Origin of the sequence: Capnocytophaga canis, from assembly GCF_000827555.1 — a bacterium.
Lineage (GTDB): Bacteria > Bacteroidota > Bacteroidia > Flavobacteriales > Flavobacteriaceae > Capnocytophaga > Capnocytophaga canis.
The window spans coordinates 23433-37587 of sequence record NZ_CDOI01000136.1; the positions used below are offsets into that span (position 1 = coordinate 23433).

Below are 14155 nucleotides of genomic sequence, written 5' to 3' on the forward strand. Positions count from 1 at the left end.
ACATTAGAGAGAAATACCATTAATATCAGGTTTTTCTATATAACTTGGTGATGCATGAAATAAAAAAATCACTTTTTTTTTGGATGTATCAAAAAAGGTTGTATATTTGCACTCAGAAATCGCGGGATAGAGCAGTAGGTAGCTCGTCGGGCTCATAACCCGAAGGTCACAGGTTCGAGTCCTGTTCCCGCTACTTTTTAAGCGTAATAAATTGATAAACAATTTATTACGCCTTGTTTTTTTTACCATTGAGACAAAATTGGGACAACTATTGGAGATTCGGTTAAAATGACGTAAAGTTAACTTTCTGATAAAGTTACTTCGTTCAAAAATAAGGAAGTATGGTAGTTTCCAAGGAAATTATCCAATCTTCGGCATGTGATTTTTGTTTCTATTGTGGAACTTTCTCAATTATTTTTGTATTGTTGCTTATTTTTTTTTGCTATTAATACGGTATATAAGAACAATAGTTCTAAAGGAATGGTCTCGTGATCTTTTAAGAATGAAACAAAATCTTGTGTCATTGGAGAGCAGGGCGATATGTTACCAATCATGATGGAAAATTTAATATATTTCTACCTTTGTCTACTTTCTTGCTTTTATGTTAAATTACCGATTTACTATGCAAAGGGAAAGTCCATCAATATTGGTGATAGGGGTAAAATCCTTTAGAGTGTATATGCGGGTGCGAAAATTATTACAGAGTGCTGTTCCTTCCTCAGACTTCAAAGTCAATAAAAGTACTCAAAAAAGAAAAATCCAGCAGTTTCGATAAAAACTACTGGATTTTTTGTGTTTAACTTTCAACCTCTTATTACAAAATGAAAGTTTACGAACACACTCATTTTGAGATTATTACCGATAATTTATTCCATCACATAGGCACATAATTTCGAGTCTATTTTAATCTATCTATGTGGTTTTTAAAACCCAAAATACAAATCTTATCACTTGTTTCTTGTCCCTTGACACTTTTAACTTTATCCTTTCTACTTTCTACTTTATCCTTTTAACTCGTCCCTTTATCTCTCTACCAGAATTGTATTTCCTTCGTTATCTTGTTTGTAAACCTTTCCAAAGCGGTTTGAAAATTTTGAAGTCAGGTAGAACATCACCGGAACGACAATCAGTGTAAGGAATGTTGAAAATACCAGTCCGTAGATAACTGTCCACGCCAATGGTCCCCAGAAGATAACGTTATCTCCCCCGAAATAGATATTCGGATTTAGTGAATCAAATAGCGTAAAGAAGTTAATATTAAACCCGATAGCAAGAGGTATTAGCCCCAGTACGGTTGTAATAGCAGTAAGCAAAACAGGACGCAAACGGGCTTTTCCACCCGATACGATAGCATCGTAAACCGACTGATTATCAATTTTGTCATATACAGTCAAGCCCATTTTTTCCTTTTTGCGGTCGATAAGTAGTTGTGTATAATCGAGCAGTACCACACCATTGTTTACCACAATTCCCGCTAAGGAAATGATTCCCATCATCGTCATCAGAATAACGAAAGGCTGTCCTGTAATAATCAGTCCTAAGAAAACTCCCGTGAAACTCAGTAATATCGTAATGAAAATCAGCGTTGGTTTCACTATTGAATTGAATTGATACACCAAAAGGAAAACAATCAGCCCCACAGCGATAAGTAGTGCTGTTGAAAGGAAAGCCATTTCCTTGTTTTGTTCCTCAATTTGTCCCGTAAAATCAATTTTGATTTCTTGCGGAAGGTCGAAGTTTTTCATCTCTTGCTGAATTTGCCGTACGATAGCACTCGCATCGCTAAATCCAGGGCTTAAAGCCGAATACAATGTTACTACCCTGTCGGTTTTGTTGTGTTTTATCGTACTGAACGACGAGGTATTCTTATATTTCGTTACAGAAGATATCGGAACGTGTCGCCATTCCCCAGTATTGGCATCTCTAAAGATGATATGTTGGTTGAACAAAACATTGGTATTGTAGCGGTCTGCCTTATTAAAACGAACGTAAATATCGTAGTCGTCGCCTTTTTCTTTGTAAACCCCTGCCTTCTCCCCAAATACGGAACGACGCAACTGATTGGAAATCTGCCCAACAGAAACCCCTAACTCCCCTGCTTTTACGCGGTCGATTTCAACCTCTATGGCAGGTTTGTTTTTGTTGACATCTATTTTCAGCTCATCAATTCCTGCTATGTTTTTCTGTTTGATAAAATCACGCATACGCTCGGTGGTAACAATCAGTTCATTGTAATCTTCGCCACGAAGTTCGATGTTTATCGGATGCCCAGCAGGAGGTCCGTTTTGGTCTTTTTCTACCGAAATGGAAACCCCAGGGTAAACACCACGCAAATCGGATTGAATTTTCGCACGAAGCTCCTCTGAATCCTGCCCTCGACGATATTTAAACTCACGGAGGGTTACCGTTACTTTCCCTCGATTGGGCATTTCAGCCGACGAAGCTCCATCGGTATAAGGATTTCCTGCTCCTTCACCCACTTGAGCCACAGCCGATTCTACCATAAAGTTGTAATCACCATCGCGGTATTGGTCGCTATTGAGTAGCGTATATATTCGTTTTTCAATGTCTTGAGTTACTGCGTTGGTTTTCTCAATGTCTGTTCCTTCAGGATATTCGATGTAAACGATAATTTGATTGGGTTTGTTATCAGGGAAGAAGTTTATACTTGTACGCCCTGTCCCAACCGACCAGCCAAACAACACAAATGACACGATAAGCAACGCCACAGTGGAAACAACCATTATATACGGATTTTTTCCGCGAAGTGTAAAACGAAGTGTTCTTTCGTACGTATCCTCCATCCAAGTAAGGATTTTTCGTTGGAAGTTATCCGCCAATTTTTTAATTAAATATTTGTACGACCAGAGCAAAAAGATGGTGAAATAAAGCACCGTTCCTAAGCCTCGAACCGCTCCTCCAACAAGTAAAATGAAGGTTCCGATAACGAAAAGCAAAATACTGATTTTCACTAATTGCTTAACGCTTAATACTTTTTCGTTGATGTCCATAAATTCCGATACCAACATCGAATTGAAGAAAATGGCAACAAAAAGTGACGACCCCAACACAATGGAAAGCGTCAGAGGGAAGTACATCATAAAATCTCCCATAATGCCAGGCCACATTGCCAAAGGTAGAAATGCCCCAACGGTGGTTAAAGTAGAAATGATGATAGGCACGGCAACCTCTCCGATACCTGCTTTGGCGGCTTCGTATCTGCTCATTCCTTCTTTTTCCATCAGTCGGTAAACGTTTTCAACCACCACGATTCCGTTATCGACAAGCATTCCCAATCCCATAATCAGTCCGAAGAGAATCATCGTGTTGAGCGTGTAGCCCAAAGCATTGATAATCATAAAGGACATAAACATCGACATCGGTATGGCAAATCCTACAAAAAGTGCGTTTCTAAAGCCCAAAAAGAACATCAGTACGCCCACAACGAGAAATACCCCGAAAATAACGTTGTTGCTGAGGTCACTTACCATATTTTCAGTCTGTTGTGATTGGTCGTTGGCAATGGTTATTGATAAATCTTTCGGAAAATCGCTTCGCATTTCGGCTACTAATTCTTTGATTTTCTCACTTGCCTGAATCATATTTTCGCCCGAACGCTTTTTCACGTCGAGCATCACCACGCCCTGACCAAATTCACGAGCATACGTGGTTTTGTCCTTATCTCGGAAAGAAACTTCGGCAATATCGCCCAAGAATACGATGCCTTTTTCCGACTTTACGATAAAGTTTTTCAAATCGGAAGGTTGCTCAATTTCGCCCACCATTCGTATGGTACGTCTTTGCCCCGAAGCGATGAGATTTCCGGCAGACATCGTTACATTCCCTCTGCCAATGGCGTTAATCACATCGTCGATGCTCACCTTTGATGCCATCATTTTGTACATATCAATGGCAACTTCTACCTCTTTTTCCTGAGCTCCGCGAATGGTAGCTTCTTTTATTTCGGGCAGATTTTCAATTTTCTTTTGCATCTGCTCGGCAAATTCCTTGAGCTTAGCGGTAGGGTAATTTCCGGCAATGTTTACATTCAAAATCGGGATAAATTCCGAGATGGTAATGTCAAACACATTGGGTTCCACTTTCGCCCCATTGAAGGTAGGCCAATCCTCGTTGGATACTTCTTTGTCCACCTCATCTTTTACTTTTTGCAATGCACTTTCGATGGTGATTTTCTCGGTAAATTCGAGGGTTATCATTCCGTAATCTTCCTGCGAGGAAGATTTTATTTTTTTGAGATTACTTACCCCTTTGAGTTTCTCTTCCAATGGGTCAATAATCAGTCTTTCAATATCTTCGGCGGTATTGCCCGGATAGACAACACTGACGTAAATCTTCGTATCTTTAATTTCCGGAAAGCTCTCGCGAGGCATATTCATATACGCCAACATTCCGGCAAGGAAAAAGATAAAAATCATCACGTAAATGGTGAATTTGTTGTCAATTGCCCAAGACGACATCTTGAACTCTTTATCTTTGATATTACTCATAGTATGATATGGGTTTTATTTCTTTTAATTATAATTGTTTTTTTATGTTCTTTTGTCTTGAAACAAAAGAACCAAAAATTCAAGACTTTGGATACTCCGCTAAAAATCAATTCATTTCACTGAAAATCTCTAAACTCGCTACGCTCAAACAGTAGAGATTTTCTACGTTTCATTCATTGATTTTCTTAACGCTTCGTCTCCAAGGTCGCAAACTTACTCTTGAAAATATATCCATTTTTAATAAATTCCAAAAATTTTGCGAAATCCTCACGGGTGTTTACTTCTATTTGATGAATATTTGAGTTCATATTCTACATTTATTTTTAGAATCATCGTCACCAATTCTATTTTTACCTGATATAAATCGATTTTTGCCGCTCATCAATAAATTTTTACCAATAATAATTGAATATTTACTTGTCAGAAATGGATTTTTACCGGTCAGAATCCATTTCCTGTTGGTCAGAATTGATTTCCTGTCGGTCAGAATTGATTTCTTGTCGGTCAGAATCCATTTCCTGTTGATTAGAATTGATTTCTTGTCGGTCGGAATTCATTTCTTATTGGTTAGAATTGATTTCTTGTCGGTCGGAATTCATTTCCTGTTGGACGAATCAAAAATCTGAACCTTACAAAGTCGAAACACGTTGTCCTTCTTGCACACTTCTCGCTCCTTCGCGAATAACTTTATCTCCTTTTTGAATTCCTGACAGAATTTCGGTAAATCCGTTTTGCGTTTTTCCGGTAGAAATCACAACACGCTCAGCAACATACTGATTTTCATTGTCTCCTTTTTTGGCAAGAAAAACATATTGTTCGCCTTGTGCATTTTCCGAAATGATATCCGTTGGCAGTAAGATAGCTTCTTTATTCTGATAATCATTTACTTGCAAACGAGCCGTCATATTAGGTTTGATAGCGTTATTTTTGTTAGGCAAACGGATTTCAACCTTAAATGAACGATTTGCAGGATTGATAAAATTGGAAACTTGGCTTATTTTGGTGTCGAGTTGTTCGCCCAAAACGGAAATATCTACTTTGGCTTGTGAACCTTTTTTCACGTTAGCGATGTACTGCTCAGGCACTTCCGATTCTAGATACATATCCGATAAGTTTACGAGTCGAAGTACGGGCATTCCAGGGGCAACCACCGTTCCCACGTCGGTTATCACATCGTCGATTACTCCCGAAAACGGAGCGTAAATATTGGCTTTGGCAACCTGTTTTTGCATTTGTTCCACAGCACTTTGTTGCGTTTCGTAAGCCGATTTGGCTTGTAAATATTGAATTTCCGACCCGATTTTATTCTCCCACAATCGTGATTGACGCTCAAAAGTGGTTTTTGCTAATTCGGCTTGGATTTTCAGTTGAGCCAATTGTTGGGAAATTCCCCCATCTTGAATTGACGCCAAAAGTTGTCCTTTTTGCACGTTTTGTCCTTTTTGTACGTGTATTCTTTCCAAAACGCCTCCGAATTCCGCATTTAGGGTGATATTTTGAGTGGTTTTTATCGTTCCTTGCAACTCCAAAAAGTGGTTGAAAAGTGTATCTTTCACTTCCAAAAGCGATACCAACACCTGAGCCGACCCCTCTTCGGGGAATTTGCTAAGAGAAGCATCAAGGGAAGCGATTTGCGTTTCAAGCTCTTTTATTTTTGCAGAAATTTCATCTCTTTTCTGACGGATTTCCGTTTTTGAACCCTTCTCGATGACCTCTTCCACCGATGGATTTTTGGTTTCTCCGCACGATGCCAACAACACCAAAGCGGAAACAATAAGCTGAATGTTAATGTATTTCATTATATCTGATTTTTATTTGTTGTTTGAATTATTTTTGTTTTTCACTTCTTTGTACTTTTGGCTTGACCCAAAAGTACCAAAAATTCAAGGCTTTGGATACTCAGCTAAAAATCAATTCATTTCACTGAAAATCTCCAAACTCGCTAACGCTCAAACAGTGGAGATTTTCTGCGTTTCTTTCATTGATTTTTTTAACGCTTCGTCTCCAATGCCACAGTATACACACTTGAAAATATAATTATATTTATATAAAACTTCATATTTGTATTTATAAAAAACTTGAATAGTTTGAAAACATTTTTAAAGAACTATTCAATTCAAATTCCCTGTGCGGGTCGCACCGTTGGTTAATCCAATTTTCGGAATACCCGAGTTGAAGATATTGCTGTAAAGCTCGGTCTATGGAAATTTCGGGGTCTTGCATTTCGTCCAAACGTTCGCTACCTACCTGAGCCAACCAAAGTTTAAAAGGTTCGGCTTTGGGTGAGGGTACAGATTGGATAAGCCTTAGTAATTGTTCGGTATCAGCAACATCGGTTTTGTAATATTTCCCGTCAGAAGAAAGCATTTTCAGTTGACTACAATTTGTAGCCAACTCACTTCCTTCTTTTTTTAAACGTGTTTTTAAAACACTCCAATACTTTCTCGGATTGGGGCTTTCGGTTAAAACCTCAATCACATCAACGATGGAAAACCACCATTTTTCCTGTTGTTCATCCCATTGCGAACGTACTTTTTTCTGTTCGAATATTTTTATGTTATTTTCCATTTTTTACTATTGAGTTTTTTACACGCGATGATATACTTCCTCGAACGGAACGCGGAATCTTTCGCCCCAAATGCCCCCTTCTTTTCGAATGCCACAAGTGATAATCATATTGATTTCTGTATCGGAAGGAAGTTTCAACGCTTTTTTTACCAATTTGCTATCAAATCCTTCTAACGGACAGGTATCGTATTGTTTTTCAGCCATTGCTATCATAAAAGTTTGTACTGCCAATGCACAACTTTTATGCACTACGGTTCGTACTTCGGCTTCGGACACTTGCCTTACTATCGGGCGAAATAGTCCGATGCTCAGCACCATTATTTTGCGAACCCAACCTAACAAACCGAAACATCTGCGATATAAAAAAGGCATCAATTTGCCATAATAGGTTTCTCGGTCTTTTATTCTCTTGGCTTGTCTTTCCGAGGGGCTGTTGCGTTGTACATTGCCTTTTTCAAACTCCAAAATGGCTTTGGCTCTTTCTTTATATAAATCTTGCCGAGTGACGAAAACCATCATTTGCTGAGCCGTTTTTGCAGCACTTTGCGACAAACAAGCTTCGGTTAGTTTCGCCAAAACAGATTTGTCGGTAACGTGATACGCCTCCCATAGTTGCATATTGGAACTTGTAGGTGCTAGTTGTGCCAATTCCAAACATTCGCGGACTTTTTCCGTTTCAATGGGTTGGGTTTCGTCATACAAACGCACGGCACGACGGTAATTTAATATTTCTTTTAGGTTCATTATCTATTTTTTTCGTTTTTTTAATTAACCTGCAACGACTTTAAAACCTCTTTTTTATTTAACAGATTAACCATTGATTGCAGGAATTCTTGTTGAGCAGCATAGAGTTGCAATTGAGCTTGACGCAGGTCGAAACTTGTTGCCAAACCTTCGGTATATTTGATTTGATTTTTGTTTTCGATTCGTTTTGCCAAATCCAAATTTTCACGCAAGGTTTGATGTTCTTCTATGGCAAACTGCAAGTCACTCAACGCTTTATCGTGCTGCATTTGCAATTGTTGTTTGGTTAAATTCAAATCGTTTTTTGACTTTTCTAATTCAATTTGAGAGCGTTGTACCTTACTTGAACGCATAAACGAACTGAAAATCGGGATTTCCAAACTTACGCCAAAAAGAGCACTCCCGAACCATCTTTTGTTCGTGTCGAAAAACGAAAATTTGTCGTCGAACGCGTTGTATGCTCCGTTAAGGAAAGCACTCAAACGAGGCAAAGATTGACTTTTTTCAAACTTTACCAACAACTCCTGCGAACGTACACTATTGGAAGCAATTTTAAAATCAATATTCGATTCCAAATTGAAATTTGTTTCATTTTCAATGCTTTCGGCTATGGTTTGTGTTGTGAGTTGCTCCAAATTGTCTTTTAGTTGCACTTGGTCGTCCAAATTTAAACCCAAAGTGATGTTGAGCATTTTTTTGGAAAGTTCGTACAAACGCTTGGTATTGTTTAAGTTATTGTTGATGTTCGCCAATGTAATTTGTAGCTGTTCCACATTTTCTTCTTCGCCCAATCCGTTTTCAAAAATGGCTTTGGTTTCGTTCAAATTTTTCTCCAAAACACGCTTATTTTCTTCTAAAATTCGGATACTTTCTTCCGAAAGTAGCACATTGGCATAAGCATCAACAACAGTTTTTCGCAGTTCGATGTCGCTTTTCTGTTTGGAAAGTTCTGAAATTTGTAAATATACCTTAGCACTTTGTAAACCAACCAAATAAGAGCCATCGAAAATCAATTGTGAAAGTGTGGCAGAAGCATTTACGTTTTGCTTCGTTCCGAAAGTGGCTTCGGCAAATTCGCCTTTCTGTCCTCCGAAAAATTCCGCAGGAATAAGCGTAACTTGTTGTTTTAAAAAGTGTTGATAATCTACTTTTGCATTGATTTGAGGCAATCCGGTAGCGGTGGCTTCCCATTTCTTTTTTCGAGCAGCTTCAATGTCTGCTGCTGCATTTTTGGATTTTAAATTGTTTTCAATGGCAAAAGTAACGGCTTCCTCCAATGAAAATTGATATATTTGAGTTTCTTGCGAAAATCCTGACAATCCGCAGAAAATCAGTAAAATAAAAATAAATTTATGATTCATTGTATTTATTATGAATTTTTAATTATATGATTTTTAGTTTTTAATTCTTTTTGTCTCTTCTTAAAATCTCTTCCAACGTGGTAACGCCTTTCGGGGTGGCAATGGCTCGAATGTGATATTCCAAATAACTTGTCGAAATGATGTTTTTATCATAATCCTTGAAAAAGAGCAAATCATTGCCCGATTCAATCATAATGTGTAGGTACAATCGCATCGTAAAATCCAAGTTGATATCCTTTCGGTACATTCCCAATTCGATGCCTCTTTTTAAGTTTTCCAGAATTAATCCACCAACTTCTTCCAACTGTTTGTTTTTCATTTCCTTATATATTTTCGGATAATACTTTTGTAGTTGTTTTTGAGGTGAATTATTTGTAATCACAGGCTGACACGAAAAGAAATGCTCCACTTCGTAAAGTTGCTCAATTGGGTTTTGCCTGTTGGTCATAATTGCTTTGGTTTGCTCGTTGAGTTCCTTACTAACGTACAGAACCACTGTTTGGATAAGGTCGGTTTTGTCCTTAAAGTGATTGTAAAGCGTTTTTTTGGAAACTCCCGCTTTTCGGGCGATATCGTCCATCGTAACGGATTTGATACCTAAGTCAATCAGAAGGTCACGTGCTATTGTAATGAGTTGTTCTTTTGCCATCGTTTTGTTTTTCGGCACAAAAATACTAAGGAAACTCAAAACGATGTTTTAGTTTCCTTGTTTTAACCTATATTTAACTTTTTAACGAAAGCTATGAACTTTACTATATATATGTTGGTGTATTACATGAAAAGAGAAAGAAACTGTCCGAAAAGTTGGATTTTTGTTATATTGTTTAATTTAGTTTGATGAAGAATGTTCTACGCTTAAAAAATAAAACTGTTTAAACTTTTCTAATAAACCTCATTATAAACCCTAAATACAACATTGCAACCCAAGTTGTATTTAGGGTTTCGTATCTCATTACCAATCCTTTAAATCCATCTAACCACGCAAAAGTCCGCTCTATTTTAAAACGATTTTTATACAATTTTTCATCAAAATAAACATCTTCATCCTGCCCATTTCTCGGATTTTGTTTGATATTGGCAATAATTTCTTTTTTCTCTAAAAATCGCCTTAAATCTCGGCTATCAAAACCTGAATCTGCATTGAGAAACAGACCTTTATGTTCTATTTTTGCTTCTTTCAAAAGCCTCAAAATTTCTTTTAAAACCGATTCTATATCGTTCAAATCGTGATGATTACCAGATTTCGGACTGCCCATTGCTAAAATTTGCCCCAAATTATCACACAAAAAAATAGAATTGGTCGTTTTTGACTTCTTTCTTGCTTGATAACCAACGGATTGACCGCCCATTCTGCATCGTGTATGACTTCCATCCAATTGCACGCAAGACATATCTAATTTTCGTTTGTTATGAAGCAATAAATTAAGCCAAATTCTCTGGAAATCACCATTTTTACTCCATTTGTTGAAGTAATAATAAACCGTTTGATAGCTTATTTTTTGGTCTTTAAAATACATTTCTACTGGAAGTTCTCTCCATTGACAGCCTGTTTTTAATCGTTTGATTATCAGAAGAAAAATCAATGATAAATCAAATTTTGTTTTAAATCCTCTTTTTCCTGTACTCAAATAAGGAAGAATCCATTTTTTTATCGTATCTTTGCCCAAAGTTCCTTGAATTTCAATTTTTTATGCAAAACAAAAATACTTATTTTTCTTGGAACTTTTACTCTTTTAAAAGTTTAAACAGGTTTAATATAAATAATTAACATTCAGAAATTTATTTTAAAAAACTTACGCAAAATTTATTGAAGTGGGAAAATATTTTTTAAATAACAACTCTTCGGACAATCCTATTTTTAATTCTAATATTTTTTACAGCATTTTCAAATCTTTGATTACTTTAAATGCTATATCTATCTGACTTTCAGGAACTACAATTGTAAACTCATTAGATGTTGAAATCACCTCATTCATCGTAACTCCTTCCCATGCCAATCTCTGGAAAATAAAGTAGTAAATACCCGGAATTGAAACGTTTTCTTCAGGAAGTTTTACGCTTATGGAACCCAAATTACTATATTTATGAGTACATCTTTCTGTGCTAAACACAGTTTCAACAATAGGCTCTACTGAATTACTAACAATCAAACTAATTTCATTTACCCCGCGCGAGGAAGCGTAGAACACGTCCTTCGTATTTTGAATTTGTCGCAACAACTCAGATTGATTATTTAACAGAGTTTCAGAAACTAAAAAAGTGTAGTCCGTCAGATTAGAACGAACAATAATCTCACCTATATTCTTAAGAACCTTAACAATGCGGTGTGTCGAACGAAATTCCATATCTGTAGAAAGTCGTTTGAGTGCCATAACGATAGCACCATTGCGCACTTCCCTACTGGTTGTATCAGTTTGAATTTCTTTACGAATGATACGAGCCAGCGAAGTCAAATTGATAATCCCTTGTGATAGAGCCGTCTGCAAGAATGGTTTTGATTTTATATAATTCTCTACGGCAGATGAAACGGTTTTCATTAGTACATAATTTTAAGTTCACACTATTATTTCGTTACAAAATTACAATAAAAAAAATCTTTGTAACAATATAAGTTTATTTTTTTTTGCTAAAATTTTAAAAACCTATAAAATATCTTTTCTTTTTGAATTATTAACCAAAGCAATCATAAATAAAATCCTTCTTTTTTCTGAAATCATCATCAGTTTTTCTATATTAAAATCTAAACCATTTTTATGAAATCCTCTTCACTGATCATCGGAATGCCTAAACTTTCGGCTTTCTGCTTTTTACTTGGCCCCATGTTGTCACCCACAATCACATAGCTTGTTTTAGAAGAAATTGACGAACCTACCTTTCCTCCATTTTGTTCAATGATGTTTTTCAACTCATCACGAGAATGTAAATGAAATACCCCTGAAACCACAAACGTGAATCCTTTAAGCTTTTCAGTTTGATTTGCGATACTTTCTTCAGATAATGAAAATTGTAAATTATAGGATTTTAGTCGTTTGACAATATTTTTATTCTGTTCATTATCAAAAAATTGAACTACACTTTCAGCTATGCGAACACCAATTTCATCTACTTGCATAAGTTCTTCGAGTGTGGTTTTTTCTAAGTTATCAATCGTTTTATAGTGCCGAGCCAATTTTTTAGCCACCGTTTCACCCACGTAACGGATTCCTAAAGCAAAAAGCACTCGCTCAAAAGGAACTTCTTTTGATTTTTCTATACCCTTGATAATATTTTCAGCACTTTTGGATGCCATTCGTTCCAATGGCAAAAGTTTTGATACTGTAAGCTCATACAAATCTGCGTAATTCTCAATTAGTTTTGAACGAAATAGCAACTCTATAGTTTCTCCACCTAAACCTTCGATATCCATGGCTTTACGCGAGATGTAATGTTGAATTCTGCCCGTAATTTGAGGAGGACAACCTTCAACATTAGGGCAATAGTGCTGTGCTTCGCCTTCGTTACGTATCAATTCAGACTGACATTCAGGACAATGTGAAATATAAGTTGTTATCATAGAGCCTGAGGGACGCTTATCAAGTGCTACTCCTACGATTTTCGGAATGATCTCACCGCCTTTTTCTACAAAAACCGTATCTCCGACACGAATATCTAACTTTTCTATTTGGTCGGCATTGTGCAAGGATGCTCGTTTTACGATAGTTCCCGCCAACAATACAGGGGTGAGATTTGCTACAGGAGTAATGGCTCCTGTCCGCCCGACTTGGTACGAAATACTTTCTAAGGTAGTTGTCGCTTGTTCAGCCTTAAATTTATATGCCATTGCCCAACGTGGTGATTTTGAGGTGTATCCCAACTCTTCTTGCAGAGCTATATCGTTGACCTTGACCACCACACCGTCAATTTCATATGGCAAATCATGGCGGTGTACATCCCAATAGTTAATAAAGTCCATTACCTCATCGGTGGAATGACATAATTTTGATTCTTTAGGAACTTTAAAACCCCAGGAACGAGCCTTTTCCAAACCTTCATATTGTGTTTTTATATTTACACTACCAACTAATGCATACAGTAAACAATCCAATGGGCGTTTCGCTACTTCGGAGGTATCCTGCAATTTCAGACTGCCACTTGCCGTATTCCGAGGGTTCATGTAAGGATCTTCCCCTGCTTCGATACGTTCTTTATTCATTTCTTCAAATCCTTTTTTAGGTAAGATAATTTCTCCACGAATATGGAAACGCTCTGGGAAATCGTTTTGCAAAACCAACGGTACACTCTTAATTGTACGTACATTTGCAGTAATTTCATCGCCTTGAAAACCATCTCCACGTGTAGTAGCTTGGGTTAGTTTCCCTTTCTCATAAAGCAAATCAACCGAAGCTCCGTCATATTTCAATTCACAAGTAAAAGAGAGGTTCTGACTCCCTGATAGCTTAATGATACGTTTTTCCCACTCCTCCAAATCTTCTTTTGAATAAGAATTATCCAAAGAATACATCCGAAATTCATGTGTGATAGTATTGAAATTTTTAGTAATAGTCCCACCCACACGAACTGTTGGCGAATTAGAATCGAAGAATTCAGGATGTTGATTTTCTAACAACTGTAATTCCTTCAATTTTTGATCAAACTCGTAATCAGAAATAATTGGATTGTCCAATACATAATAATTATAATTATGCTGATTAAGTTCGTTTCTAAGCTGTTCTATTTGATTTTTGACGTCCATTTATTGAGATTATTAAGCCACAAATGTAGTATTTTTTTTACATCAATGAAATTTTCAAACGCAATTAACGTACGAAAAACAAAAGAGACTATTCTTGTTGGGAACAGTCTCTTTTTCATATTTTTTATCACGTAGTTTTATTTGAGTTCTACGATAATAAATTCACTTCGGCGATTTGCTTGATGTTCTTCCTCAGAACATGAAACACCATCCGAACAACCATTAACTAACTGAGTTTCTCC

General features: G+C 36.8%; 11 protein-coding genes and 1 tRNA gene. 2 read left to right on the plus strand and 10 right to left on the minus strand.

Annotated elements, in window-relative coordinates; genetic code table 11:
- The first annotated feature begins 120 nt into the window (after positions 1-120).
- A tRNA-Met gene (locus CCAND38_RS04575) sits at positions 121-193 on the plus strand.
- A gap of 829 nt (positions 194-1022) precedes the next feature.
- On the opposite strand, the gene CCAND38_RS04580 is transcribed toward CCAND38_RS04575, so the two are convergent.
- The 3 genes from CCAND38_RS04580 to CCAND38_RS04585 all read right to left on the minus strand — a co-directional run bounded on the left by CCAND38_RS04580 (position 1023) and on the right by CCAND38_RS04585 (position 6307).
- On the minus strand, positions 1023-4508 hold the full coding sequence (locus CCAND38_RS04580; protein ID WP_042344062.1) for an efflux RND transporter permease subunit: 3486 nt from the start codon (positions 4506-4508) through the stop codon (positions 1023-1025).
- 434 nt (positions 4509-4942) lie between these two features.
- A complete protein-coding gene (locus tag CCAND38_RS12135; protein ID WP_262482001.1) occupies positions 4943-5065 on the minus strand; it encodes a hypothetical protein in 123 nt (40 codons plus the stop codon).
- Positions 5066-5137: 72 nt separating this feature from the next.
- Complete coding sequence (locus CCAND38_RS04585; RefSeq protein WP_042344063.1) at positions 5138-6307, minus strand: efflux RND transporter periplasmic adaptor subunit; 1170 nt, start codon at positions 6305-6307, stop codon at positions 5138-5140.
- Here CCAND38_RS04585 and CCAND38_RS04590 point away from each other — a divergent pair.
- Entirely contained in the window at positions 6297-6545 is a 249-nt protein-coding gene (locus CCAND38_RS04590; protein WP_231549996.1) for a hypothetical protein, read from the plus strand. The genes CCAND38_RS04585 and CCAND38_RS04590 overlap by 11 nt on opposite strands.
- A 30-nt stretch (positions 6546-6575) precedes the next feature.
- Here the strand turns inward: CCAND38_RS04590 and CCAND38_RS04595 are convergent, their stop codons facing one another.
- The 7 genes from CCAND38_RS04595 to ligA all read right to left on the minus strand — a co-directional run bounded on the left by CCAND38_RS04595 (position 6576) and on the right by ligA (position 13913).
- Positions 6576-7076 carry a BRO-N domain-containing protein gene (locus CCAND38_RS04595; protein WP_082024954.1) on the minus strand — a complete coding sequence of 167 codons (501 nt, stop codon included), beginning with the start codon at positions 7074-7076 and terminating at the stop codon, positions 6576-6578.
- Positions 7077-7094: 18 nt separating this feature from the next.
- Positions 7095-7820 (minus strand): nitroreductase family protein, encoded by a 726-nt coding sequence (locus tag CCAND38_RS04600; protein ID WP_042344064.1) that lies wholly within the window; start codon positions 7818-7820, stop codon positions 7095-7097.
- 20 nt (positions 7821-7840) lie between these two features.
- Entirely contained in the window at positions 7841-9181 is a 1341-nt protein-coding gene (locus CCAND38_RS04605) for a TolC family protein (protein ID WP_042344065.1), read from the minus strand.
- A gap of 40 nt (positions 9182-9221) precedes the next feature.
- On the minus strand, positions 9222-9830 hold the full coding sequence (locus CCAND38_RS04610; RefSeq protein ID WP_042344066.1) for a TetR/AcrR family transcriptional regulator: 609 nt from the start codon (positions 9828-9830) through the stop codon (positions 9222-9224).
- A gap of 223 nt (positions 9831-10053) precedes the next feature.
- On the minus strand, positions 10054-10848 hold the full coding sequence (locus tag CCAND38_RS04615; RefSeq protein ID WP_042344067.1) for an IS5 family transposase: 795 nt from the start codon (positions 10846-10848) through the stop codon (positions 10054-10056).
- A gap of 207 nt (positions 10849-11055) precedes the next feature.
- On the minus strand, positions 11056-11718 hold the full coding sequence (locus CCAND38_RS04620; RefSeq protein WP_042009567.1) for an aspartate kinase: 663 nt from the start codon (positions 11716-11718) through the stop codon (positions 11056-11058).
- A gap of 203 nt (positions 11719-11921) precedes the next feature.
- Positions 11922-13913: an NAD-dependent DNA ligase LigA gene (ligA, locus tag CCAND38_RS04625; protein ID WP_042344068.1), complete on the minus strand. Its 1992-nt coding sequence runs from the start codon at positions 13911-13913 to the stop codon at positions 11922-11924.
- Between the last annotated feature and the right edge of the window lie 242 nt (positions 13914-14155).

What these genes read in the sequence shown, in the direction of transcription:
- CCAND38_RS04580 (WP_042344062.1), bottom strand. Translation starts at nt 4,508, where the DNA reads ATGAGTAATATCAAAGATAAAGAGTTCAAGATGTCGTCTTGGGCAATT.
- CCAND38_RS12135 (WP_262482001.1), bottom strand. Translation starts at nt 5,065, where the DNA reads ATGAATTCCGACCGACAAGAAATCAATTCTAATCAACAGGAAATGGAT.
- CCAND38_RS04590 (WP_231549996.1), top strand. Translation starts at nt 6,297, where the DNA reads ATGTATTTCATTATATCTGATTTTTATTTGTTGTTTGAATTATTTTTG.
- CCAND38_RS04585 (WP_042344063.1), bottom strand. Translation starts at nt 6,307, where the DNA reads ATGAAATACATTAACATTCAGCTTATTGTTTCCGCTTTGGTGTTGTTG.
- CCAND38_RS04595 (WP_082024954.1), bottom strand. Translation starts at nt 7,076, where the DNA reads ATGGAAAATAACATAAAAATATTCGAACAGAAAAAAGTACGTTCGCAA.
- CCAND38_RS04600 (WP_042344064.1), bottom strand. Translation starts at nt 7,820, where the DNA reads ATGAACCTAAAAGAAATATTAAATTACCGTCGTGCCGTGCGTTTGTAT.
- CCAND38_RS04605 (WP_042344065.1), bottom strand. Translation starts at nt 9,181, where the DNA reads ATGAATCATAAATTTATTTTTATTTTACTGATTTTCTGCGGATTGTCA.
- CCAND38_RS04610 (WP_042344066.1), bottom strand. Translation starts at nt 9,830, where the DNA reads ATGGCAAAAGAACAACTCATTACAATAGCACGTGACCTTCTGATTGAC.
- CCAND38_RS04620 (WP_042009567.1), bottom strand. Translation starts at nt 11,718, where the DNA reads ATGAAAACCGTTTCATCTGCCGTAGAGAATTATATAAAATCAAAACCA.
- ligA (WP_042344068.1), bottom strand. Translation starts at nt 13,913, where the DNA reads ATGGACGTCAAAAATCAAATAGAACAGCTTAGAAACGAACTTAATCAG.